This is a genomic window from Flavobacterium sp. Sr18 (genome assembly GCF_011064265.1).
Classification (GTDB): Bacteria; Bacteroidota; Bacteroidia; order Flavobacteriales; family Flavobacteriaceae; genus Flavobacterium; species Flavobacterium petrolei.
The window spans coordinates 2670596-2694238 of record NZ_CP049329.1; the positions used below are offsets into that span (position 1 = coordinate 2670596).

35 protein-coding genes are annotated in these 23643 nt (G+C 34.2%); 32 read left to right on the plus strand and 3 right to left on the minus strand.

The genetic code is table 11. From position 1 onward, the window contains the following. The first annotated feature begins 3 nt into the window (after nucleotides 1-3). The 25 genes from rpsS to carA all read left to right on the plus strand — a co-directional run bounded on the left by rpsS (nucleotide 4) and on the right by carA (nucleotide 12734). Entirely contained in the window at nucleotides 4-282 is a 279-nt protein-coding gene (gene rpsS / locus G7A72_RS11750) for a 30S ribosomal protein S19 (RefSeq protein WP_007136562.1), read from the plus strand. A gap of 6 nt (nucleotides 283-288) precedes the next feature. Beyond that, nucleotides 289-702 carry a 50S ribosomal protein L22 gene (gene rplV / locus G7A72_RS11755; protein ID WP_113636701.1) on the plus strand — a complete coding sequence of 138 codons (414 nt, stop codon included), beginning with the start codon at nucleotides 289-291 and terminating at the stop codon, nucleotides 700-702. Between the two features lie 5 nt (nucleotides 703-707). Next, entirely contained in the window at nucleotides 708-1466 is a 759-nt protein-coding gene (gene rpsC, locus G7A72_RS11760; RefSeq protein ID WP_066081035.1) for a 30S ribosomal protein S3, read from the plus strand. A gap of 19 nt (nucleotides 1467-1485) precedes the next feature. Beyond that, nucleotides 1486-1911, plus strand: coding sequence for a 50S ribosomal protein L16 (gene rplP, locus G7A72_RS11765; RefSeq protein WP_007803637.1), 426 nt, complete (start codon nucleotides 1486-1488; stop codon nucleotides 1909-1911). A gap of 13 nt (nucleotides 1912-1924) precedes the next feature. Beyond that, nucleotides 1925-2110, plus strand: a complete 186-nt coding sequence (gene rpmC, locus G7A72_RS11770; RefSeq protein WP_091203666.1) for a 50S ribosomal protein L29 — start codon at nucleotides 1925-1927, stop codon at nucleotides 2108-2110. A gap of 17 nt (nucleotides 2111-2127) precedes the next feature. Beyond that, complete coding sequence (rpsQ, locus tag G7A72_RS11775) at nucleotides 2128-2388, plus strand: 30S ribosomal protein S17 (protein WP_091173701.1); 261 nt, start codon at nucleotides 2128-2130, stop codon at nucleotides 2386-2388. A gap of 2 nt (nucleotides 2389-2390) precedes the next feature. Beyond that, nucleotides 2391-2759 (plus strand): 50S ribosomal protein L14, encoded by a 369-nt coding sequence (rplN, locus tag G7A72_RS11780; protein WP_026717863.1) that lies wholly within the window; start codon nucleotides 2391-2393, stop codon nucleotides 2757-2759. An 11-nt stretch (nucleotides 2760-2770) separates the two neighbouring features. After that, nucleotides 2771-3085, plus strand: coding sequence for a 50S ribosomal protein L24 (rplX, locus tag G7A72_RS11785; protein ID WP_035668111.1), 315 nt, complete (start codon nucleotides 2771-2773; stop codon nucleotides 3083-3085). A gap of 2 nt (nucleotides 3086-3087) precedes the next feature. Continuing rightward, on the plus strand, nucleotides 3088-3639 hold the full coding sequence (rplE, locus tag G7A72_RS11790; RefSeq protein WP_113666974.1) for a 50S ribosomal protein L5: 552 nt from the start codon (nucleotides 3088-3090) through the stop codon (nucleotides 3637-3639). A 3-nt stretch (nucleotides 3640-3642) separates the two neighbouring features. Continuing rightward, nucleotides 3643-3912 carry a 30S ribosomal protein S14 gene (rpsN, locus tag G7A72_RS11795; protein ID WP_007136553.1) on the plus strand — a complete coding sequence of 90 codons (270 nt, stop codon included), beginning with the start codon at nucleotides 3643-3645 and terminating at the stop codon, nucleotides 3910-3912. Nucleotides 3913-4035: 123 nt separating this feature from the next. Beyond that, entirely contained in the window at nucleotides 4036-4434 is a 399-nt protein-coding gene (gene rpsH, locus G7A72_RS11800; protein ID WP_026707006.1) for a 30S ribosomal protein S8, read from the plus strand. An 18-nt stretch (nucleotides 4435-4452) separates the two neighbouring features. After that, nucleotides 4453-4995, plus strand: a complete 543-nt coding sequence (rplF, locus tag G7A72_RS11805) for a 50S ribosomal protein L6 (protein WP_091173708.1) — start codon at nucleotides 4453-4455, stop codon at nucleotides 4993-4995. Between the two features lie 11 nt (nucleotides 4996-5006). Next, the gene (gene rplR / locus G7A72_RS11810; RefSeq protein ID WP_039110219.1) at nucleotides 5007-5357 is read left to right on the plus strand and encodes a 50S ribosomal protein L18; all 351 of its coding nucleotides are present in this window, start codon (nucleotides 5007-5009) and stop codon (nucleotides 5355-5357) included. A 6-nt stretch (nucleotides 5358-5363) separates the two neighbouring features. Further along, nucleotides 5364-5891 (plus strand): 30S ribosomal protein S5, encoded by a 528-nt coding sequence (rpsE, locus tag G7A72_RS11815; RefSeq protein ID WP_035668102.1) that lies wholly within the window; start codon nucleotides 5364-5366, stop codon nucleotides 5889-5891. Nucleotides 5892-5903: 12 nt separating this feature from the next. Next, nucleotides 5904-6086 carry a 50S ribosomal protein L30 gene (gene rpmD, locus G7A72_RS11820; RefSeq protein ID WP_035668100.1) on the plus strand — a complete coding sequence of 61 codons (183 nt, stop codon included), beginning with the start codon at nucleotides 5904-5906 and terminating at the stop codon, nucleotides 6084-6086. 11 nt (nucleotides 6087-6097) lie between these two features. Further along, the gene (gene rplO, locus G7A72_RS11825) at nucleotides 6098-6550 is read left to right on the plus strand and encodes a 50S ribosomal protein L15 (protein WP_066081007.1); all 453 of its coding nucleotides are present in this window, start codon (nucleotides 6098-6100) and stop codon (nucleotides 6548-6550) included. A gap of 13 nt (nucleotides 6551-6563) precedes the next feature. Continuing rightward, nucleotides 6564-7910, plus strand: coding sequence for a preprotein translocase subunit SecY (gene secY / locus G7A72_RS11830; protein WP_113666975.1), 1347 nt, complete (start codon nucleotides 6564-6566; stop codon nucleotides 7908-7910). A 4-nt stretch (nucleotides 7911-7914) separates the two neighbouring features. After that, complete coding sequence (gene infA, locus G7A72_RS11835; RefSeq protein WP_007136545.1) at nucleotides 7915-8130, plus strand: translation initiation factor IF-1; 216 nt, start codon at nucleotides 7915-7917, stop codon at nucleotides 8128-8130. A 12-nt stretch (nucleotides 8131-8142) separates the two neighbouring features. Continuing rightward, nucleotides 8143-8259 carry a type B 50S ribosomal protein L36 gene (gene ykgO / locus G7A72_RS11840; protein ID WP_008992256.1) on the plus strand — a complete coding sequence of 39 codons (117 nt, stop codon included), beginning with the start codon at nucleotides 8143-8145 and terminating at the stop codon, nucleotides 8257-8259. 2 nt (nucleotides 8260-8261) lie between these two features. Then, complete coding sequence (gene rpsM, locus G7A72_RS11845; protein ID WP_091203660.1) at nucleotides 8262-8636, plus strand: 30S ribosomal protein S13; 375 nt, start codon at nucleotides 8262-8264, stop codon at nucleotides 8634-8636. An 8-nt stretch (nucleotides 8637-8644) separates the two neighbouring features. Further along, nucleotides 8645-9028, plus strand: coding sequence for a 30S ribosomal protein S11 (rpsK, locus tag G7A72_RS11850; protein ID WP_024981527.1), 384 nt, complete (start codon nucleotides 8645-8647; stop codon nucleotides 9026-9028). Between the two features lie 92 nt (nucleotides 9029-9120). Then, nucleotides 9121-9726: a 30S ribosomal protein S4 gene (gene rpsD, locus G7A72_RS11855; RefSeq protein ID WP_113636693.1), complete on the plus strand. Its 606-nt coding sequence runs from the start codon at nucleotides 9121-9123 to the stop codon at nucleotides 9724-9726. 21 nt (nucleotides 9727-9747) lie between these two features. Beyond that, nucleotides 9748-10740, plus strand: a complete 993-nt coding sequence (locus G7A72_RS11860) for a DNA-directed RNA polymerase subunit alpha (RefSeq protein WP_039110214.1) — start codon at nucleotides 9748-9750, stop codon at nucleotides 10738-10740. Nucleotides 10741-10771: 31 nt separating this feature from the next. Next, nucleotides 10772-11257: a 50S ribosomal protein L17 gene (gene rplQ, locus G7A72_RS11865; RefSeq protein ID WP_073210393.1), complete on the plus strand. Its 486-nt coding sequence runs from the start codon at nucleotides 10772-10774 to the stop codon at nucleotides 11255-11257. Nucleotides 11258-11633: 376 nt separating this feature from the next. Beyond that, nucleotides 11634-12734 (plus strand): glutamine-hydrolyzing carbamoyl-phosphate synthase small subunit, encoded by a 1101-nt coding sequence (gene carA, locus G7A72_RS11870; RefSeq protein WP_165152616.1) that lies wholly within the window; start codon nucleotides 11634-11636, stop codon nucleotides 12732-12734. 82 nt (nucleotides 12735-12816) lie between these two features. Here the strand turns inward: carA and G7A72_RS11875 are convergent, their stop codons facing one another. Continuing rightward, nucleotides 12817-14154, minus strand: a complete 1338-nt coding sequence (locus tag G7A72_RS11875) for an erythromycin esterase family protein (protein WP_165152617.1) — start codon at nucleotides 14152-14154, stop codon at nucleotides 12817-12819. 367 nt (nucleotides 14155-14521) lie between these two features. Here G7A72_RS11875 and eno point away from each other — a divergent pair, with 367 nt between their 5' ends. From eno to ctlX, 4 genes are all read left to right on the plus strand, one after another. Further along, the gene (gene eno / locus G7A72_RS11880) at nucleotides 14522-15814 is read left to right on the plus strand and encodes a phosphopyruvate hydratase (RefSeq protein WP_113666979.1); all 1293 of its coding nucleotides are present in this window, start codon (nucleotides 14522-14524) and stop codon (nucleotides 15812-15814) included. A 155-nt stretch (nucleotides 15815-15969) separates the two neighbouring features. Continuing rightward, nucleotides 15970-17253: a citrate synthase gene (locus tag G7A72_RS11885; RefSeq protein WP_165152618.1), complete on the plus strand. Its 1284-nt coding sequence runs from the start codon at nucleotides 15970-15972 to the stop codon at nucleotides 17251-17253. Between the two features lie 65 nt (nucleotides 17254-17318). Continuing rightward, nucleotides 17319-18233 carry a dimethylarginine dimethylaminohydrolase family protein gene (locus G7A72_RS11890; RefSeq protein ID WP_165152619.1) on the plus strand — a complete coding sequence of 305 codons (915 nt, stop codon included), beginning with the start codon at nucleotides 17319-17321 and terminating at the stop codon, nucleotides 18231-18233. A 75-nt stretch (nucleotides 18234-18308) separates the two neighbouring features. Further along, entirely contained in the window at nucleotides 18309-19244 is a 936-nt protein-coding gene (ctlX, locus tag G7A72_RS11895) for a citrulline utilization hydrolase CtlX (protein ID WP_165152620.1), read from the plus strand. Between the two features lie 61 nt (nucleotides 19245-19305). Here the strand turns inward: ctlX and G7A72_RS11900 are convergent, their stop codons facing one another. Then, the gene (locus tag G7A72_RS11900; RefSeq protein WP_091173749.1) at nucleotides 19306-19935 is read right to left on the minus strand and encodes a MarC family NAAT transporter; all 630 of its coding nucleotides are present in this window, start codon (nucleotides 19933-19935) and stop codon (nucleotides 19306-19308) included. 146 nt (nucleotides 19936-20081) lie between these two features. Here G7A72_RS11900 and G7A72_RS11905 point away from each other — a divergent pair, with 146 nt between their 5' ends. Beyond that, entirely contained in the window at nucleotides 20082-20447 is a 366-nt protein-coding gene (locus G7A72_RS11905) for a CoA-binding protein (protein WP_091173917.1), read from the plus strand. A gap of 96 nt (nucleotides 20448-20543) precedes the next feature. On the opposite strand, the gene G7A72_RS11910 is transcribed toward G7A72_RS11905, so the two are convergent. Next, nucleotides 20544-22052 carry a sodium:solute symporter gene (locus G7A72_RS11910; RefSeq protein WP_165152621.1) on the minus strand — a complete coding sequence of 503 codons (1509 nt, stop codon included), beginning with the start codon at nucleotides 22050-22052 and terminating at the stop codon, nucleotides 20544-20546. Between the two features lie 100 nt (nucleotides 22053-22152). Between G7A72_RS11910 and recR the strand changes: the two genes are divergently transcribed. Together recR and G7A72_RS11920 are read left to right on the plus strand one after the other, a co-directional pair. Then, on the plus strand, nucleotides 22153-22773 hold the full coding sequence (recR, locus tag G7A72_RS11915) for a recombination mediator RecR (RefSeq protein WP_165153753.1): 621 nt from the start codon (nucleotides 22153-22155) through the stop codon (nucleotides 22771-22773). Nucleotides 22774-22846: 73 nt separating this feature from the next. Continuing rightward, nucleotides 22847-23638 carry a polysaccharide biosynthesis/export family protein gene (locus G7A72_RS11920; RefSeq protein WP_165152622.1) on the plus strand — a complete coding sequence of 264 codons (792 nt, stop codon included), beginning with the start codon at nucleotides 22847-22849 and terminating at the stop codon, nucleotides 23636-23638. Nucleotides 23639-23643 lie beyond the last annotated feature (5 nt).

Genomic DNA, 23643 nt, shown 5'->3' on the forward strand with positions numbered 1-23643 from the left:
GATATGGCACGTTCATTAAAAAAAGGACCTTTTGTTCATTATAAGTTAGACAAGAAAGTTCAAGAAAACATCGCAGGTGGAAACAAAGGAGTAGTAAAGACTTGGTCTAGAGCTTCTATGATTACTCCAGACTTTGTTGGGCAAACTATCGCAGTTCATAACGGTCGTCAATTTGTACCAGTTTACGTAACAGAAAACATGGTAGGTCACAAATTAGGAGAATTTTCACCAACGAGATCTTTTAGAGGTCATGCTGGAGCAAAAAATAAAGGTAAAAAATAAGAAGCAATGGGAGTTCGTAAAAGAGAAACAGCAGATGCAAGAAAAGAGGCTAATAAGTCTTTGGCCTTCGCAAAGTTAAATAACTGCCCTACTTCACCTAGAAAAATGCGCTTAGTAGCAGATCTAGTAAGAGGTCAGAAGGTAGAAAGAGCACTTAACATTTTAAGATTTAGTTCTAAAGAAGCTTCAAGAAAATTAGAGAAATTGGTTTTATCAGTAATTGCTAACTGGCAAGCTAAAAATCCTGACGCTAATATGGAAGAAGCTGGTTTATTTGTTAAGGAAATCCGTGTTGACGGTGGAATGATGTTGAAAAGACTTCGTCCAGCGCCACAAGGAAGAGCACACAGAATTAGAAAACGTTCTAACCACGTAACAATCGTGCTTGGGGCTATCAATAACACACAAAGCAATTCTTAAGCAGCATGGGACAAAAGACAAATCCAATTGGAAATAGACTTGGTATCATCAGAGGATGGGACTCAAACTGGTATGGTGGAAATGATTACGGTGATAAACTTGCCGAAGATTATAAAATCAGAAAGTATATCCATGCTCGTTTATCAAAAGCTAGTGTATCAAAAGTAATCATCGAGAGAACTTTGAAACTTGTAACCGTTACTATCACTACTGCTAGACCTGGTATTATTATCGGAAAAGGTGGCCAAGAGGTAGACAAGTTGAAAGAGGAACTTAAGAAAATTACTGACAAAGAGGTTCAAATCAACATCTTTGAAATCAAAAGACCTGAGCTTGACGCGTATCTAGTTGCTACCAGCATCTGTCGTCAAATCGAAAGTAGAATTTCTTACAGACGTGCAATCAAAATGGCTATTGCTGCTTCCATGCGTATGAACGCAGAAGGTATCAAAGTTTTGATTTCTGGTCGTTTGAATGGTGCTGAGATGGCTCGTTCGGAAGGTTTTAAAGAAGGTAGAATTCCTCTATCAACTTTCAGAGCTGATATTGATTATGCTTTAGCAGAAGCTCATACTACTTATGGTAGAATGGGAATCAAAGTATGGATCATGAAAGGTGAAGTTTACGGAAAGAGAGATCTTTCTCCACTTGCCGGAATGGACAAAAAACAATCTGGTGCTGGTGGTAAAGGTGGTGATTCTCCAAGAGGAGACAGAAAACCTTTTAACAAAGGTGGAAAACCAGACGCTCGTAAACGAAAGTAAATTTTTAAACTAAAGAAAAATGTTACAGCCTAAAAGAACAAAATACCGTAAGGTACAAAAAGGTAAAATGAAAGGAAATTCTCAAAGAGGACATGAACTTTCTAATGGAATGTTTGGTATTAAATCTGTACATGAAGATGGAATGTTCTTAACCTCTCGTCAAATCGAAGCTGCACGTATTGCTGCAACTCGTTTTATGAAAAGAGAAGGACAATTATGGATCAAAATATTTCCAGACAAACCAATTACTAAGAAGCCTCTTGAGGTACGTATGGGTAAAGGTAAAGGTGCAGTTGAGTATTGGGCTGCCGTTGTTAAACCCGGAAGAATTATGTTTGAAGTTGGAGGAGTACCTTTGTCAGTTGCAAAAGAGGCGTTACGTCTTGCAGCACAAAAGCTTCCAGTAAAAACTAAATTCGTCGTTGCTAGAGATTTCGAAGCATAATTTATATTATATTATGAAACAATCAGAAATAAAAGATCTTTCTGCAGCGGAGTTGCAAGAAAAGCTTAGCCAGACTAAGAAAACATATGCTGATCTAAAAATGGCTCACGCTATTTCACCAATTGAGAATCCACTTCAAATTAGAAGTGTGAGAAGAACAGTTGCAAGATTGGCTACCGAACTTACTAAAAGACAATAACTGTAGTCTGCTGAAAGATGGAAGAAAAAAGAAATTTAAGAAAAGAAAGAGTTGGTGTTGTTACTTCTGACAAAATGGATAAATCTATTGTTGTTGCTGAAGTGCGTAAAGTAAAACACCCATTATACGGTAAGTTCGTGTTGAAAACTAAAAAGTATCACGCACACGACGAAATGAACGACTGTAACGTTGGAGATACTGTAAGGATTAGCGAAACGCGTCCTTTAAGTAAAACAAAATGTTGGAGGTTAGTTGAAATCTTAGAAAGAGCTAAATAATTATGGTACAACAAGAATCAAGACTAAAAGTAGCAGATAACACTGGAGCAAAGGAAGTTTTAACTATCCGTGTTTTAGGAGGTACCAAAAGAAGGTATGCCTCTGTTGGTGACAAGATTGTAGTTTCTATAAAAGATACTGCTCCTAACGGAAGCGTTAAAAAAGGAGCTGTTTCAACTGCAGTTGTTGTACGTACCAAAAAAGAAGTAAGAAGAGCCGATGGTTCATACATTAGATTTGATGACAACGCATGTGTGTTATTGAATGCTGCTGGTGAAATGAGAGGAACTCGTGTTTTTGGTCCAGTAGCAAGAGAACTTCGTGAAAAACAATTCATGAAAATTGTATCATTAGCACCAGAAGTGCTTTAATTCGTTTTAAGATGATAAAGCTAAAAATAAAATCAGGCGACATTGTAAGAGTAATTGCTGGAGACCATAAAGGTGCTGAAGGTAAAGTTTTACGTGTTTACCGTGAGAAGAACAAAGCGATTGTTGAAGGTGTAAACATGGTTTCGAAACACACGAAACCTAGTGCAAAAAGCCCTCAAGGTGGTATCGTAAAGAAAGAAGCTTCTATACAAATATCTAATATTTCTTTAATTGATCCTAAAACTAAGGAAACAACTAGAGTTGGTATTAGAGTAGAAGGAGATAAGAAAGTAAGATTTTCAAAAAAATCTAATCAAGTACTATAGTAATGGCGTATATACCTAGACTAAAAGAAGAATATAAGAGCAGAGTAATTGCTGCTCTTAAAGAGGAATTCGGATACGTAAACGTAATGCAAGTTCCAAAATTGGAAAAAATCGTTTTAAGTAAAGGAGTTGGTGCAGCTGTATCTGATAAAAAACTAATTGACTATGCAGTTGATGAGTTAACAAAGATCACTGGACAGAAAGCAGTATCTACTATTTCAAAGAAAGACGTTGCGTCATTCAAATTGAGAAAAGGGATGCCTATTGGAGCAAAAGTTACTTTGCGTGGAGAAAGAATGTATGAGTTTTTAGATAGACTTATTACTTCGTCTTTGCCACGTGTAAGAGATTTCAGTGGTATTAAAGCTACTGGTTTTGACGGAAGAGGAAATTATAACCTAGGAGTTTTGGAACAAATCATTTTCCCTGAAATTGATATTGATAAAGTAAACAAAATTTCAGGTATGGATATCACTTTTGTAACTACTGCGAAAACTGATAAAGAAGCAAAGTCTCTATTGACGGAATTAGGATTACCTTTTAAAAAGAATTAAGACATGGCTAAAGAATCAATGAAAGCCCGCGAGGTTAAGAGAGAAAAAACAGTTGCTAAGTATGCTGAGAAAAGAAAAGCTTTGTTAGAAGCTGGAGATTTCGTAGGTTTGCAAAAGTTACCAAAAAATGCTTCACCAGTTCGTTTACACAATCGTTGTAAATTAACAGGTAGACCAAGAGGATATATGCGTCAATTCGGTCTTTCACGTGTTACATTTCGTGAAATGGCAAATAACGGATTGATACCTGGTGTTAAAAAAGCATCTTGGTAAGACGTAATTTATTACGTTCTGATACAGACTTAACTTGCGTTTTGTCTGTATCATAAATATTTATAAATTGGTTTAAGGTTCGACAAATCGTTTGTTGAAAACCAAGACCGCAAATTAATACATATGTATACAGATCCTATTGCAGATTATTTGACAAGAGTTCGTAACGCTGTGGCTGCAAACCACAAGGTTGTCGAAATTCCTGCGTCTAATCTAAAAAAAGAAATAACTAAGATCTTATTCGATCAAGGTTATATCTTGAGTTACAAATTTGAAGACAACGCTGTTCAGGGTTCAATCAAAATCGCTTTGAAGTATGATAAAGATACTAAAGAGTCAGTAATTAAAGATATCCAAAGAATTAGTAAACCAGGTTTACGTAAATATTCAAGTTCTTCAAGTATTCCTAGAATCCTTAACGGATTAGGAATTGCTATTGTTTCTACTTCTAAAGGTTTAATGACTGGAAAGAAAGCGAAGCAGTTGAATGTTGGTGGCGAAGTAATTTGTTACGTATACTAATTTTAAAGACTATATAAGATGTCAAGAATAGGTAAAAGCCCAGTAACAATACCAGCAGGAGTAACTGTTTCAGTTGCTAATGGTATTATTACGGTAAAAGGAAAAAATGGTCAACTAACTCAGGAGTTTTCGGACGTGACTGTAACAGTTGAAGGGGATCTAGTTCAAGTAGATAGATCGTCTGATCACAAAGACCAAAGAGCAAAACACGGTTTGTATAGATCTTTAATCAACAACATGATTATCGGTGTAACGGATGGTTTTACTAAGTCATTAGAATTGGTAGGAGTTGGTTATAGAGCTTCAAATCAAGGACAAAAATTAGATTTAGCACTTGGTTACTCTCACAATATAGTTTTAGAAATTGCTCCAGAAGTAACTTTAGAGACTATATCTGAAAAAGGTAAAAACCCGATTGTTAAATTAACATCATTTGACAAACAACTTTTAGGACAGGTAGCTGCGAAAATCAGAGGTTTCCGTAAGCCTGAGCCATACAAAGGAAAAGGTGTTAAATTTGTAGGTGAAGTATTAAGAAGAAAAGCAGGTAAATCAGCTTAAAAAATAAGATTATGTCATTAACAAAACCTGAAAGAAGACAACGAATTAGATTCAGAATTAGAAAGACAATTAGTGGTACTGCTACTAATCCAAGACTATCTGTATTTAGAAGTAACAAAGAAATTTACGCTCAACTTATTGATGACGTAAACGGAGTTACTTTGTTGGCGGCTTCTTCAAGAGAAAAAGAAATAGGTAACGGTACGAACATTGAAGTTGCTACAGCAGTTGGAAAACTAGTTGCTGAAAAAGCTTTAAAAGCTGGGATAGACGTAGTAACTTTCGATAGAGGAGGTTATTTATATCACGGACGTATTAAATCATTAGCGGAAGGCGCAAGAGCGGCTGGACTTAAATTCTAATATAGTATGTCTAATAGTAAATACAAGAATGTAGAGTTAGTAAAACCAAGTGGTCTTGAATTAAAAGATCGTTTGGTGAGTGTAAATCGTGTTACTAAGGTTACAAAAGGTGGTAGAGCTTTCGGTTTTTCTGCTATTGTAGTTGTAGGTGATGAAAATGGAGTGGTTGGACACGGATTAGGAAAATCTAAAGATGTTTCTGAAGCAATTGCGAAAGCAGTAGAAGATGCTAAGAAAAATTTAGTAAAAATTCCTTTGAATGGTCAATCAGTTCCTCACGAACAAAAAGGTAAATTTGGTGGTGCACGTGTATTCTTAATTCCTGCCTCTCATGGTACAGGAGTTATTGCTGGTGGAGCTGTTCGTTCAGTTCTTGAGTCAGTAGGAATTCATGATGTATTATCTAAATCTCAAGGATCTTCAAATCCTCACAACGTAGTTAAAGCAACTTTTGATGCTTTATTACAAATGAGAAGCGCTTATACTGTTGCAAAACAAAGAGGTGTTTCTTTAGAAAAAGTTTTTAAAGGTTAATTCAAGGAAATTATGGCTAAATTATTAGTAAAACAAGTTAGAAGCAAAATCAACTGTCCTCTTACTCAAAAAAGAGGATTAGAAGCTTTAGGTCTACGTAAAATGGGACAAGTTGTAGAGCATGATTCAAACCCTACAATCCTTGGGATGATAAATAAAGTTAAACACTTAGTTTCTGTTGAAGAAACTAAATAACAAATACTGTTATGAATTTAAGTAACTTACAACCTGCTGAAGGTTCTACACACAATCAAAATAAAAGATTAGGTAGAGGAGAAGGTTCTGGAAAAGGTGGTACTTCTGCAAGAGGTCACAAAGGAGCAAAATCTCGTTCTGGTTATTCTAAAAAGATTGGTTTTGAAGGTGGGCAAATGCCACTTCAAAGACGTGTGCCTAAGTTTGGTTTTACAAACATCAATCGTAAAGATTACGAAGGTGTAAATCTTGATACACTTCAACTTTTAGTTGATAATGGTGTTATTAAAGATACTGTTGATATGACAGTTTACGTTGCTAATCGTTTAGCTACTAAAAATGAAATCGTTAAGATTTTAGGTAGAGGTGAATTGACAGCAAAATTAAAAGTAACCGCTCACAAATTTACTGCTACTGCAAAAGCCGCTATTGAAGCTGCTGGAGGAGAAGCTGTAACAATGTAATTTTTCAATTAAGATGAAGAAATTTATTGAATCAATAAGTAATGTTTGGAAAATCGAAGAACTTAAGAATAGAATCCTAATAACATTAGGTTTACTTTTAGTTTATCGTTTTGGGGCACAAGTGACCCTACCAGGTATTGATGCTACTCAATTAGGTAATTTAGCTGGGCAGACAAAAGAAGGAATTGGTTCAATTCTTGATATGTTTACTGGAGGTGCTTTTTCACAAGCTTCCGTTTTTGCTTTAGGTATTATGCCTTATATTTCTGCTTCTATTGTCGTTCAGTTAATGGGAATTGCGATTCCTTATTTACAAAAACTGCAAAGTGATGGAGAGAGTGGTAGAAAAAAGATTAATCAAATTACTCGTTGGTTGACAATTGGAATTACTTTAGTTCAAGGTCCAACTTATATCTACAATTTGTACAGAACATTACCTAGTAATGCATTTTTATTGGGATTCAATTCTTTTGAATTCTTATTTTCCTCAGTAGTAATCTTAGTTACAGGTACAATTTTCGCCATGTGGTTGGGAGAAAAAATTACTGATAAAGGAATTGGAAATGGTATATCACTGTTGATTATGGTTGGTATACTGGCGCGATTACCTCAAGCTTTTATTCAAGAGTTTACAACAAGGGTTACCAATAATAATGGTGGTCCAATGTTGTTGGTTATCGAAATTATCATCTGGTTATTGGTTATTATTTGTTGTGTACTTTTAGTTATGGCGGTAAGAAGAATTCCTGTCCAATATGCTCGTCGTACAACATCAGGTGATTTCGAACAAGACATGTTGAATGGCAATAGACAATGGATTCCTTTAAAGCTTAATGCTTCAGGGGTGATGCCAATTATTTTTGCTCAAGCAATTATGTTTATACCAGCTGCTTTAGCCGGATTGTCTAAGTCTGATGCATCACAATCTATTGTTGGCGCTTTTAGTAATATGTTTGGGTTTTGGTATAATTTTGTATTTGCAACTTTAATTATTGTATTTACTTTCTTTTATACAGCCATTACCGTTCCTACTAATAAAATGTCTGATGATTTAAAGAGAAGTGGTGGTTTTATTCCAGGCATTAGACCGGGAGTTGAAACTTCTGATTATCTTGACAAAGTGATGTCTTTAATAACTTTTCCAGGATCTTTATTTCTTGCTCTAATCGCTGTGTTCCCAGCAATAATTGTGAGTGTTATGGATGTTCAACAATCTTGGGCAATGTTTTTTGGAGGTACTTCATTAATAATTATGGTTGGAGTTGCCATAGACACGATGCAACAAATCAATTCATACTTGTTGAATAAGCATTATGATGGTTTAATGAAAAGTGGTAAAAATAGAAAAGCAGTAGCTTAACTTTATGGCAAAACAATCAGCAATAGAACAAGACGGGTCAATCATTGAAGCATTATCAAATGCGATGTTCCGTGTAGAATTAGAGAATGGACATATTGTAATCGCCCATATATCTGGAAAAATGCGTATGCATTACATCAAATTATTACCTGGTGATAAAGTGAAACTAGAAATGAGCCCTTACGATTTGTCAAAAGCAAGAATTACTTATAGATATTAAAGGATATTCAAAATGAAAGTTAGAGCTTCAGTAAAAAAGAGAAGTCCCGAGTGCAAAATTGTGCGAAGAAAAGGGAGATTGTACGTAATAAACAAAAAGAATCCTAGATTTAAACAAAGACAAGGATAATTATGGCAAGAATAGCAGGGGTAGATATCCCAAAAAACAAGAGAGGTGTTATAGCACTTACCTACATCTTTGGATTAGGAAAAAGTAGAGCTGTTGAGATTTTAGAGAAAGCTCAAGTTAGCCAAGATAAAAAAGTTCAAGATTGGAATGATGACGAGATCGGAGCAATTCGTGAGGCGGTATCAACTTTTAAAATTGAAGGAGAATTACGTTCTGAAGTTTCTTTAAACATCAAACGTTTAATGGATATTGGATGTTATAGAGGTATCCGTCATAGAACTGGTCTTCCATTAAGAGGACAAAGAACTAAAAACAACTCTAGAACAAGAAAAGGTAAAAGAAAAACTGTTGCCAACAAGAAAAAAGCAACTAAATAATAAGTAATATGGCTAAAGCAACTGCAAAAAAACGTAAAGTTATCGTTGAATCAACGGGAGAAGCTCATATTTCTGCTACTTTTAACAATATCATCATTTCTTTGACAAACAAAAAAGGTGAAGTTATTTCTTGGTCTTCAGCTGGTAAAATGGGTTTTAGAGGTTCTAAAAAGAATACTCCATACGCAGCCCAAATGGCAGCAGAAGATTGTAGTAAAGTAGCTCTTGAAGCTGGACTAAAAAAAGTAAAAGTGTATGTAAAAGGACCAGGAAACGGACGTGAGTCTGCTATCCGTTCTTTGCATAACGGTGGAATTGAAGTTACAGAGATTATCGATGTTACTCCAATGCCTCACAATGGATGTCGTCCTCCAAAAAGACGTAGAGTTTAATACTCAAAAATAATTATAGTATAACCTAGATTGAATATCGGTTATTGAAGGATAAGACCTGAATTCATAACCTCAATCTTAAACAATTTAAAATGGCAAGATATACTGGTCCAAGTACAAGAATCGCCCGTAAATTTGGCGAAGCAATTTTCGGAGACGACAAAGCTTTCGAAAGAAGAAATTATCCACCCGGACAACACGGGATGGCTAAAAAAAGAGGTAAAAAATCTGAGTTTGCGATCCAATTAATGGAGAAACAAAAAGCTAAATATTCTTACGGGATTTTAGAAAAACAATTTAGAGGTTTATTCAAAAAAGCATCAGCTACTAAAGGTGTTACTGGTGAAGTTCTTTTACAATTGTGTGAAGCAAGACTAGATAACGTTGTTTTTAGAATGGGTATTGCCCCTTCTAGAAGAGGAGCTAGACAACTTGTTTCTCACAGACACATCACTGTTAATGGTGATGTTGTAAATATTGCTTCTTACCACCTTAAGCCTGGTGATAAAGTTGCAGTTCGTGAAAAATCTAAATCTTTAGAAGCTATCGAACGTTCTTTATCTAATTCAAGTCATGTTTATGAATGGATTACTTGGAATAATGATATCAAAGAAGGTACTTTCGTTTCTGTACCTGCGAGACTTCAAATCCCAGAAAACATTAAAGAACAATTAATCGTAGAGTTGTACAACAAATAATAATTGACTTAGTCGAAATTTATGGCAATATTTAATTTTCAGAAGCCCGATAAAGTTATCATGATCGATTCAACCGATTTTGAAGGTAAATTTGAATTCAGACCTTTAGAACCTGGTTACGGATTGACCGTTGGTAATGCACTTAGAAGAGTTTTGCTTTCAGCATTAGAAGGTTATGCAATTACATCTGTTCGCATTGAAGGTGTAGATCATGAGTTTTCTACTATTTCAGGAGTTGTTGAAGACGTTACCGAAATTATCCTTAATCTTAAACAAGTACGTTTCAAACGTCAAATTGAAGACATCGATAATGAATCAGTTACTATTTCTGTTTCAGGTAAAGACCAATTAACAGCTGGTGATTTTCAAAAATTTATTTCAGGTTTCCAAGTTTTGAATCCAGAACTAGTTATCTGTAATTTAGACAGTAAAATCAAACTTAATTTCGATTTAACAATCGAAAAAGGTAGAGGCTATGTTCCTGCTGAAGAGAACAAAAAGCAGAATGCTGCAATTGGAACTATTTTTACAGATTCAATTTTTACCCCGGTAAAAAATGTAAAATATGCTATTGAAAACTTCCGTGTAGAGCAAAAAACAGATTACGAAAAATTAGTTTTTGAAATAAAAACTGATGGTTCTATCAATCCTAAAGATGCTCTTACTGAAGCTGCAAAAGTTTTAATTCACCACTTCATGTTGTTTTCTGACGAAAGAATTACACTCGAGGCTGACGAAATTGCACAAACAGAATCATATGATGAAGAGTCATTGCACATGAGACAATTGCTTAAAACTAAGCTTGTTGATATGGATCTTTCTGTAAGAGCATTAAATTGTTTGAAAGCGGCTGAAGTTGATACACTTGGTGATTTAGTATCGTTCAATAAAAATGACCTAATGAAATTCCGTAATTTTGGTAAAAAATCTTTAACTGAACTTGATGAACTTGTTGCAGTTAAAAATTTGAACTTCGGTATGGATTTAGCAAAATACAAACTAGATAAAGAATAATCTAAGCCGCAAGGTTTAAATTTACATAGCAATGAGACACGGAAAAAAATTCAATCACTTAAGCAGACAGACTGCGCATAGAAAATCTATGTTAGCTAATATGGCTTGTTCTCTTATCGAGCACAAACGTATTAACACTACTGTTGCTAAAGCAAAAGCGCTTAAACAATTCGTTGAGCCTTTAATAACAAAATCAAAACAAGATACGACTCACAATCGTCGTATCGTTTTTGCTTACTTACGTAGCAAATATGCCGTAACTGACTTGTTCAGAGACGTAGCTGCTAAAGTAGGAGACCGTCCAGGTGGATACACTCGTATCATTAAAGTTGGAAATCGTTTAGGAGATAATGCTGATATGGCAATGATCGAACTAGTAGATTTTAATGAACTTTACAATGGTGGTAAAAAAGAAGTTAAAAAAGCAAAAAGCCGTCGTGGTGGTAAAGCTAAGAAAGACGAAGCTACTGAAGCTCCAGCTGCTGAAACTGAAACAACTACTGAGACTGCTGAGTAATTATGAAAATAATCATTCAATAAAAATCAAGGATAAGCTATTTATAGTTTATCCTTTTTTTTTGATTTTTTCGGAGCAAGATATCTGAAATTTTTAAGAACTAGTTTTCCGGCTTTCAGTTGCAAACGAAGTTCACTGAACTCCGCTTTAAATGAATATTAAGTGAAGTAATCTTTCTCTTTTTAAAGAAAAAAGAAAGAGGATTTCCACTTCAAACAAAGTTCACTGAACTACTATAAAAATAACAACTAAGTGAAGTATTCGGGGCTAGTTTAAAACTTTTTCCTTAAATAGGAAAACCTGAAAAACATAAATTTTTAAAAAATATTGGATTCACTGTTTTAAAAAATTAAATTTGCAAAATATTTAACTACACATGAAATATACAACACGACAAAAAGCAATTCTTCTATTAAGTGACGGAACTATATTCCACGGTAAATCTATTGGAATCAGTGGAACTACTTTTGGAGAGGTTTGTTTTAATACAGGAATGACAGGTTACCAAGAAATATTCACTGACCCTTCTTATTTTGGTCAATTAATGGTAGCTACCAATGCCCATATTGGAAATTATGGGGTAAACGATTCAGAAGTTGAATCACAAAGCATTAAAATATCTGGCTTAGTTTGTAAAAATTTCAGCTTCAATTATTCTCGTGAAGATGCTTCAGGGAGTTTAGAAGAGTATTTTACTAAACAAAACTTAATATGTATTTCTGATGTAGATACACGTGCGCTTGTAAGTTACATTCGTGACAACGGAGCTATGAATGCTGTAATCTGTACCGATGAAACTCCTATTGAAGAACTTAAAATTGCATTATCAAAGGTTCCAGACATGAAAGGTTTAGAATTGGCTTCTAAAGTTTCAACAACAGAACCTTATTATTTTGGTGATGAAAATGCTACTTATAAAATTGCAGCACTTGATTTAGGGATTAAAACAAATATACTTCGTAACCTTGCAAAAAGAGATTGTTATATAAAAGTATTTCCTTTTGATTCTTCTTATGAAGATTTAGCGGCATTTAATCCTCATGGTTATTTTCTATCTAATGGTCCTGGTGATCCGGAACCTCTTTCTGGAGCGATTCAAGTAGCCAAAGAAATTCTTAAAAATGATAAGCCTTTATTTGGAATTTGTCTCGGACATCAAGTGATTGGTTTAGCTAACGGAATTTCGACTTATAAAATGTTCAATGGGCACAGAGGAATCAATCATCCCGTGAAAAACATCATTACCGGAAAAGGTGAAATTACTTCACAAAATCATGGCTTTGCGGTAAATAAAGAAGAATTAGATAATCATCCTGATTTAGAGATTACTCATCTTCATCTAAATGATGGTACGGTTGCAGGAATGCGTGTGAAAAATAAAAACTGTTTTTCCGTTCAATATCATCCAGAAGCAAGTCCTGGTCCTCACGATTCTTCCTACTTATTTGATCAATTCATTGAGAACATAAAAGGTTAATATTTGGATGTCTTCCAATATTATGTAAAAAAAAAAGGGTTTGACTTTTAAATAAGTCAAACCTTTTTTTTTATTTAATAGTTTACATACCGAAAGGATAAGTTTCAGGGATTTGATTTCCATTAACTTCAATATTTATGGGATGTAAAGCGTTAGTTTTATCAATAAATATGAAAGCATCATATCTTTTTGGGAGTATTGTAGGAACATAATTTCCAAATCTTTCGTGTTCAGGATTATAAACAACTCCTATTGCACGATGTCCTATAAGTGAGGAAAGACATTTTTCATCCTTTGCCTTATTCATTAATAATAATCTATTTTGTCCATTGTTTGCAATGTGAAAAGCATGTTCCCAGCTTCCTTCAACTGCTTCTGGAACTTTTATTTTTCGCATAGAATCTCCCCATTCTCTTCCTGCAATGACACTGCCTTTATATGTTCCAAATCCCACTGCAACAACACCGTCTGTAGCATATTGTTCCCTTAGCAATTGTCCCACATTTATCATTCCTTCAGATGCCATATCTGTAGCGCGTGCATCACCAATGTGAGTATTATGTTCCCAGATGATAATTTTAGCATCTTTTCCATGGAATTTCATTAGCCTATTTATGGTGGAAACCATGTGTTGGTCACGAATATTCCAGGATGTTGAACCTCTTTTTATCATGGCTCGATAGTATTTTTCCGCATTTCTGGTCACGAAAGCATTTTGTTCTATGCTTAAAACATTCTCTAAATCATGATTGTAATTAGGAACGTTTCTGAGAATTTCGGTAAGCATGTGTATGATTTCTTTTTCGCATAATTCTGGGATAAAAGAAGAAGCTCTTGCGTATGATTGTCGTTCATCTTTACCGTAAGGTTCAAAACATTTCATTGCAGTTTTTGCTATTGCTAATGCTTTTGGATCGTTTTTTTCTAAATATTGAATTATGGAATTCATAGATTCTCTGAAACTGTATACATCCAGACCGTAAAAACCTATTCTTTCATCAACAGGAAAGCTTTCATTATAAATCTTGAGCCAGTCAATAAATGCTGCAATTTCCCAATTTGCCCACATCCAAGTTGGCCATCTTTTAAATTCAGTGAGTGCGTTTAATATATCTTTGCCAGAATCTAAATATCCTTTTGCAAAACGATTTAAACGATAGCAATCTGGCCAATCACCTTCGACAGCTATAAAACAAAATCTTTTTTCTTGAATTAAACGTTGTGAAATTTTTGCTCTCCAAGTATAATATTCATGTGTTCCATGTGAAGCTTCTCCTAAAAGTACATACTTTGCGTCTCCGATGTAATTCATTAACGGATCTAAATCGGTAGGGTTTTCTAGAGGTAAAGAAGTTCTTTTTAATAATGATATAATCGCATCATAATTAATGTTGTTGTTAGTCGTTTTGAAAGTTTCCATCAGATTTTAATTTAAAAATTAAGACTTTAAATATTCTTTAGAAAGCAGGGTGTGAAAAAGTTCTATATCTTTTTTAGAGGATTATATAAAATTAGTTTAAATAACTGAAAACCAGTATTTTAGTAATGTTAAATTTAATTTTTAATCACTTTGGTTAATTTTAGCATCTGTGCGGTAAATTTTTTTGATTTTATTTTAAACAAAAAACAGAAAAATAACACATAGTGTAAAAATAAATTCCCTAAAAAGCTTAAATGTTCTGTTTGTAAAAAAATTATAACGTTTTCGTTAATAACATTCATTATTTTCATAAAATCATTCCAAAAGATAGAATATATTTGTAATTCAAAATTTAAATTTTAGTATTATGAGTATAATTATCAAGATTCACGCAAGACAAATTTTTGATTCAAGAGGAAATCCTACAATAGAAGTAGATGTAATTACAGACAATGGTGTTTTAGGAAGAGCTGCAGTACCATCTGGGGCTTCAACTGGAGAGCACGAAGCAGTTGAATTACGTGATGGAGGAAAAGCTTTTCTTGGAAAAGGAGTTTTGAATGCGGTGAAAAATGTGAATACCATTATTTCTGAAGAACTGGTAGGAGTTTCTGTTTTCGAACAAAATCTAATCGATCAAACTATGATTGATTTAGATGGTACTCCAAATAAATCAAACTTAGGAGCAAATGCAATTTTAGGAGTTTCTTTGGCTGTTGCTAAAGCTGCTGCTAACGAATTGGGATTGCCATTATACAGATACGTAGGTGGTGTTTCAGCAAATACGTTGCCTGTACCAATGATGAATATTATCAACGGAGGCTCTCATTCTGATGCCCCTATTGCATTTCAAGAATTCATGATTTTCCCGGTAAAAGCAACTTCTTTTTCACATGCCATGCAAATGGGAACTGAAATTTTTCACAGCTTGAAAAAAGTATTACATGACAGAGGACTTTCTACTGCTGTAGGTGACGAAGGAGGTTTTGCACCAAATCTTGCTGGAGGAACTGAAGATGCTTTGGATACAATCAAAAAAGCTGTTGAAAATGCAGGATATACTTTTGGGGATGAAATCATGATTGCTTTAGATTGTGCTGCTGCAGAATTTTATGTAAACGGAAAATACGATTACACTAAATTTGAAGGAGAAACAGGTAAAATTAGATCTTCTGAAGAACAAGTGGAGTATCTGGCTGAATTAGCAGCTAAATATCCTATTATTTCTATTGAAGACGGAATGGATGAAAATGACTGGGATGGGTGGAAATTGCTTACAGAAAAAATTGGGGATAAAGTTCAGTTAGTTGGAGATGATTTATTCGTTACTAATGTGGAGCGTTTGTCAACTGGTATCGAAAAAGGTATCGCTAATTCAATTCTTATTAAAGTGAACCAAATTGGAACTTTGACTGAAACGATTGCAGCTGTTAATATGGCTAAAAACGCAGGTTATACTTCAGTAATGTCACACCGTTCAGGAGAAACAGAAGATAACACGATTGCTGATTTAGCAGTAGCGTTAAACTGTGGTCAAATTAAAACTGGTTCAGCTTCTCGTTCAGATCGTATGGCTAAATACAATCAATTATTGAGAATTGAGGAAGAATTAGGGAATTCAGCGTATTTCCCTGGTAAAGCCGCTTTTAAAATAAAATAAATTCTTACGATATTTTTTTATAAGCCATTCGCCTTGTGTGAGTGGCTTTTTTGTATAATATTTAACAATTTCATTGTGTTATTCTCTTTTTAATTAGTGTTTAATTCCTTAGATTTGAGAAATTATTATTTTAAAAGTTTATTTTCAAATATATTATGTCAAAAACAGCAACATTAGAAATTGATGGAAAGAAAATTGAACTGCCTATAATTGTAGGAAGTGAAAATGAAGTTGCCATCGATATTAACAAATTACGTGATTTATCCGGTATAATAACACTAGATCCGGGCTATAAAAATTCAGGATCTTGTAAAAGTGACATCACTTTTTTAGATGGAGAGTTAGGAATTCTTCGTTACAGAGGCTATTCTATTGAAGATTTAGCAGACAAAGCAGATTTTCTTGAAGTATCGTATCTTTTAATTTTTGGAGAATTGCCAACTGTTAAGCAGTTAGAGCAATTTGAAACGGATATTAGAAAATACACTTTGGTCAATGAAGAAATGAAAAACATCATTGATGGTTTTCCTAAAACAGCACATCCAATGGGTGTTTTAGCAGCTTTGACAAGTGCATTGACAGCATTCAATCCTAAATCAGTGAATGTTGATAATGAAAAAGAAATGTATGAAGCGGTTTGTAAAACTATGGGTAAATTCCTGGTTATAGCAACTTGGACGTATAGAAAAAGCATGGGTTATCCTTTGAATTATTACGATAATACAAAAGGATATGTAGAAAACTTCATGCGTTTGATGTTTGAATTACCTACAGAACCTTACACGGCAAACCCAGTAGTTATTGATGCATTAGATAAATTGTTTATTCTTCACGGAGATCATGAGCAAAACTGTTCAACTTCTACTGTAAGAATGGTGGGTTCTTCTCACGCAGGATTATTTGCTTCAATATCTGCTGGAGTTTCTGCACTTTGGGGACCATTGCACGGAGGAGCCAATCAAGCCGTTCTTGAAATGTTGGAAGAAATCCACAGAAATGGTGGAGATGCTGATAAATATATGGCTAAAGCCAAAGATAAAAATGATCCTTTCCGTTTAATGGGTTTTGGTCACAGAGTTTACAAGAATTTTGATCCAAGAGCAAAAATCATCAAAAAAGCAGCTAATGAAGTTTTAGCAACTTTAGGTGTTGAAGATCCAATTCTTGCCATTGCAAAGAAACTTGAAGAAGCAGCTTTAGAAGATGAATATTTCAAATCAAGAAATTTATATCCTAATGTAGATTTCTATTCTGGAATTATTTACAGAGCATTAGGAATTCCTACAGATATGTTTACTGTAATGTTTGCAATAGGTCGTTTACCGGGTTGGATCGCACAATGGAAAGAAATGCGTGAAAATAAGGAGCCTATTGGAAGGCCTAGACAAGTTTACACGGGGCACCCTTTAAGGGATTTTGTACCAACAGATAAAAGATAAAATCAGTTTAAAAAGCTTCACTAATTTGTGGAGCTTTTTTTATATTTGCCAAAAGCTAAAAATACATGTTAGAATTAAATATAAAGAATGAAACTTCAAGACTTAGAGTAGTAGTTCTGGGTTCAGCAGTTAATAATGGACCTACGCCAAAGGTTGAAGAGGCTTATGATCCAAAATCATTAGAGCATATTTTAGCAGGTACCTATCCAGTCGAGAAAGATATGGTGCGTGAAATGGAAGTATTTGCCAGTGTGTTAAAAAAATATAATGTGACTGTTTATCGTCCGGAAATGATTGAGAATTACAATCAGATATTCACCAGAGACATTGGTTTCGTGATTGATGATGTTTTTGTAAAATCAAATATTTTGCCAGACAGAGAACGCGAACTTGATGCAATCCAATATATAATTGACCAAATTAATCCTAAAAAAGTAGTTCGTCCTCCAGAGGAAGTGCATATAGAAGGTGGTGATGTGATGTTGTGGAACGATTATATTTTCATTGGAACCTATAAAGGAAGTGATTACAAAGATTACATTACTGCAAGAACGAATGTACAAGGAGTTCAATACATTAAAGATTTGTTTCCAAATAAAATAGTCAAAGAATTCGATTTGGTAAAATCTAAAATTGAAGCTCGTGACAATGCATTGCATTTAGATTGCTGTTTTCAACCGGTTGGAAACGATAAAGGGATTATTTATAAAAATGGTTTCCGTGAAGAAGCAGATTATTTCTTTCTAGTGAATCTGTTTGGAAAAGAAAATTTATTCCATATTACCAGAGACGAAATGTATAATATGAATTCCAATGTTTTTTCAATCGATACGAATGTTGTCGTTTCGGAAAGAAATTTTACCAGACTTAACAATTGGTTGCGTGCAAACGGTTTTATCGTAGAAGAAATTCCATATTCAGAAATTGCAAAACAAGAAGGATTGTTGCGATGTTCTACTTTGCCTTTAATTAGAGAATAAATATTTGTTTAAGGTTTAAAGTTTTATGATGCTCAACATTAAACTTTAAACTATTAAACTTTAAACTAAAAATATATGAAACAAACGACAAATTCCATATTGATGATTCGCCCGGTTGCGTTTAGAATGAACGAACAAACGGCAGTAAATAATTATTATCAAAAAGTATTAGACGGACTTTTGCCCGCCACGGTAAATGCTAAAGCACAACAAGAATTTGATGCTTTTGTCGAAAAACTAACAGCAGTAGGTGTGGATGTTACCGTTGTTGATGACACATTAAATCCAGATACTCCAGATAGTATTTTTCCAAACAACTGGATTTCTTTTCACGAGAATGGTGACGTGGCTTTATATCCAATGTTTGCAGAAAATCGTCGTCACGAACGTCGTGAGGAAATTTTAGATTTACTGGAAGAAAAAGGTTTTGTGATTCATAATATTATAGATTACACTTCCGCTGAAGAGGATGGGTTTTTCTTAGAAGGAACAGGAAGTTTACTTTTAGACAGAGCCAATGCTAAAGCGTATTGCGCATTATCTCCTAGAGCTGATGAAGAATTATTTATAGAATTTTGTGAGGATTTTGATTATGCACCAGTGATTTTTGAAGCTTTTCAAACGGTTGATTCGGAGCGAAAACTAATTTATCATACTAATGTGATGATGTGTTTAGGCGAAACTTTTGCGGTAATTTGTTCGGATTGTATCGATGATAAAAAAGAACGCAAAATGGTTTTGGACAATCTGAAAGAAAACGGAAAAGAAATTATTTTGATTACCGAAGCTCAAATGAATAATTTTGCTGGAAATATGCTTGAAATTCGCGGAGCAAATGACAAACGATATTTGGTTATGAGTGCTGCGGCTCATCAAAGCTTGACTCCAAAACAAATTGAGCAATTGGAAAAACATGCTGAAATTTTGAGTTCAAGTCTGGATACTATTGAAGCTTGCGGCGGAGGAAGCGCCAGATGTATGATGGCAGAGATTTTCTTACCAAGAAATTAAAAAAAGAAAGCCGGATAAGATTCAAAATCATATCCGGCTTTTTTCTAGTTGTAATTTAAGTTTAGGAAAGATTACCTTTAATAATATTGATAATAGCACTTACGATATATTGAATTCCTATAGCAATTACAATGAATCCTACAATTCTTGATATTGCTACAATTCCGGATGCTCCAAGTATTTTTGCTAAATAATGAGCGCTTTTTAGAATAAGAAAAATGGTTACTGCAATGGCAAGAATAGCAATTGAAGAAATGATAATCTCCATAGTTGTATTGTGTTCCTGATAAAAAGCAATAAGTAGAGAAATAGAACCAGGTCCGGCAAGCATTGGGATTGCAAGTGGTGTTAAGGCGATATCGTTTCTTTGTTGCGCGTCAGTTTCTGCTTTTTTGTTAATACCTCGCTTCTTAGTGAATTTTCCGGAAAGTAATGAAAAACCAGAACTCACGATGATAATTCCGCCCGCAATTCGGAGCGCATCAATGCTGATTCCAAAAAAAAGTAATACATATTGCCCGATAAAAAACGAGACGATAAGAATGATAAATACATTTATCGCAGTCCACAAAGAAATTCTGGAACGCTCTTTTTTAGAGTCGTGTTGTGTAAGTCCCACAAAAATAGGAACGGTTCCAATAGGGTTTAAAACGGAAAAAAGGGCAACAAAAAGGTAAATAAATAAATCCATATTTTATTTTTAAGAGTGTAAAAATACTCTTTTTTTGTTTTTTAATGTTAGGCGAATGTTTTTTATTGTAGTTGCAAGTAAACCTTAAAATTGCTAAACAGATAAACCTTTTTGATTACTTTTGCCAAATACAATTATAGAAAATGATAAAGAATAAAAAAACATTGGTTCTTGGAGCGACAACTAAACCAGAGCGCTACGCTTTCAAGGCCGTAAATATGTTAGTAGAAAAAGGGCATTCCGTTCTTGCATTAGGCCAAAATGCTGGTGAAGTTGCAGGAGTGAAAATCCAGACTAAAGCCATTCCATTAAAAAATATCGATACTGTTACCTTATATTTAAACCCAACACGTCAACGCGATTATTACAATTATATCGTCGAAGCAAAACCAAAACGTGTTATTTTTAATCCAGGTACTGAAAATCCAGAATTCTATCAATTGTTGAAATTGAATGATATTAAAGTAGAAGTAGCTTGTACGTTAGTTTTGTTAGCCACCAATCAATATTAATTTTTAGGAGGTATTCCAGCTATACGCTATATCTTTTCTTGTCCCGTTAAAAAAAACGGAACAAGAAAAGGATGTCGCTGCTATCTGGGCTAAAAACTAGAATCGTGTTTCAGAAGTGGCATTTTTGCTGATCAATAACAACCCTAGAAAAGTGATTAGCCCGTTTACGATAATCAATTCGTTATCGAAAACATATCCAAAAAATAATGCTTCAGAATTTTCGCTAATAAAGTAAGTTACAGCAGGAGACAATAAGCAAATTATAGGTACAAATTTGTCTTTTACCATTTTTGATTTTACAAATAATCCAAAGCAATACAGTCCCAAAAGCGGTCCATACGTATAGGAAGCAACTCTAAAAATCATTCCCACTACAGAACTATCATTAATAGCATTAAAAAATATTATCACCAAAAACATTAAAAACGAAAAGACAATATGAACAAAATGTCTGGTTCGTACTGCATTTGGTTTGTTTAAATTTTCGGCTTTATCCATTCCTAAAAAATCCACACAAAACGAAGTCGTTAACGCTGTTAGTGCGGAATCCGTTGTTGCAAATGTGGCTGCGGTTAATCCTAACAAGAAAACAACCGAAGGAATCAGTGTCAAATGGTTAAACGCAATTTCGGGAAACAGTAAATCAGTTCTGGGTTTTCCGGTAACTAAATCGGTAGGAACTTCTATTCCGTTTTTAGTAGCATAGATGTAAAGTAAAGCGCCTACACTGAGGAAAAAAATATTGATACCTACAAATATTCCGGTGAACGTAAACATGTTCTTTTGTGCTTCGCCAATGTTTTTGCAACTCAGGTTTTTCTGCATTAAATCCTGATCCAAACCGACCATGGCAATAGTTACAAAGATTCCTCCCAGAATTTGTTTTACAAAATGAAACTTACTCGATACAAAATCCTCAAAGAAAAATACTTTAGAATAATTGCTGTTTTTTACTGCTTCAAAAGCTTCAAAAACATTTAAGTTTAAACTTCGGCAAATAAAGAAAATCGTTAAAAAGACTGAAGAAACTAAGAAAAAGGTTTGTAAAGTGTCTGTAATTATTATGGTTTTCAATCCACCTCGATACGTATAAGCAAATATCAGAGCCAGCGAAATCAGAACCGTAACGGCAAATGGGATTCCATAAAAGTCAAAAACAAAGCGTTGCAAAACAATTACAACAAGATACAACCGGAATGCCGATCCAATGGTTCTGCTAATCAGGAAAATAGTTGCAGCAGTTTTATAAGAATATATTCCTAATCGGTGTTCTATATAACCGTAAATCGAAGTCAAATTCATCCGATAATACAACGGTAGCAATACTTTTGCGATTATGATGAAACCAATCGCATTACCCAGAACAAACTGAAAGTATTTGAATTGCTCCCCATTTGGAGAACCAACTTCTCCCGGAACAGAAATAAAAGTCACACCGGAAAGTGCTGTTCCAATCATTCCAAAAGCGACTAAATACCATTTGGAATTTTTATTGGCTTTGAAAAAAGCATCGTTGCCGCTGTCTTTTCTACTAACAAAATGTGAAATCAAAAAAAGAATTCCGAAGTAGATTACAATTAGCGCTAGAATGGCAAATGGAGTCATATTGTGTGAATATTGTATTTGGCCAAATTACATAAATAATCTTCAAATTTTCAAAATATCTATCCCGAACGATTGGGACAAATTAACTACTTTTGCAGTTATGGAATTTTCTTCGAAATTAATAGAAAAGGCAGTTAACGAAATGTCTCAGCTGCCAGGAATTGGCAAACGAACGGCACTGCGATTGGTGTTGCATTTATTGAAGCAGCCTAAAGAGCAAACGGGTTTTTTATCGCAAGCCTTGGTCGCTATGCGTGAAGATATTAAGTATTGTGCAAGTTGTCATAATATTTCGGATAGTATAATGTGCGAAATTTGCGCCAATAAAAGCAGGAATCACCAGATTATTTGCATCGTCGAGGATATTCGCGATGTGATGGCAATTGAAAACACAGGTCAATTTAGAGGAATTTACCATGTTTTGGGAGGTAAAATTTCTCCCATTGATGGCGTTGGTCCCAGTCAATTAAACATAACGACTTTAGTCGAAAAAGTGAAATCAGGAAGTGTAAACGAGATTATTTTTGCTTTAAGCTCCACAATGGAAGGTGATACAACTAATTTTTACATCTACAAACAAATTGCCGATTGTGAAATAATAATATCAACAATCGCTAGAGGAATTTCGGTAGGCGATGAACTGGAATATGCGGATGAAGTTACTTTGGGACGCAGTATATTGCATAGAGTTCCATTCGAAAAATCTTTTAAAAATAATTAATTCATTTTAATGAATGAAGGTGCTTTTTAATATGGTAAATGAAAAGCCTATATTTGTTATTAAAAATATAAAAATGAGTAAGTCCATTTTCTGTTTGTTACTAATTATTAGCGTGTTTTTTTCTTCATGTATTCCTACGCAAGATTTGGTTTATTTGCAAAAAAAGGACGGAAATGAAACTGAAAGCACTGTAGCTGTTGTAGAGTCAAAACCGTATCGATTGCAAACTAATGATGTTTTGAGTATTACTATTAATGCAAATGATCCAAAATTAGTTTCAATTTTTAGTACTTCAAATCAATCTGAAATAGGAAATAAATCAGAATCCGGTTTGTATTTTGATGGTTATACTGTAGACGATCACGGAGCAATACGATTTCCAGTTTTAGGGGAAATAAACGTAATTGGCTATACTCTCGAAGAAGTACGAATCAAAATTGAAAAGCAATTATTATCCGAATATTTCAACGAAGCGGCAAATATATTTGTTATTGTAAAATTAGCTGGGTTTAGATATACAATAAATGGTGAAGTAGGTAGTACAGGTACCAAAACACTTTTTCAACAACATGTAAATGTAATGGAAGCAATTGCAAATGCCGGCGACATTACAATTACAGGTAATAGAAAAGCTGTTACAATTATTCGGCAGTCACCTATAGGAGTTCAAATGCAGGACATTGACCTTACCGATAGGAATGTGATGAAATCACCCTACTATTATTTGCAACCCAATGATTATATCTATGTGAAACCACTCAAACAAAAAACATGGGGAACCGGTAAGACAGGAATCGAATCTTTGGGAACAATTATTACGCTATTGTCATTGGCAACAACTACTTTTTTACTTTTAAAAAAATAAAATAG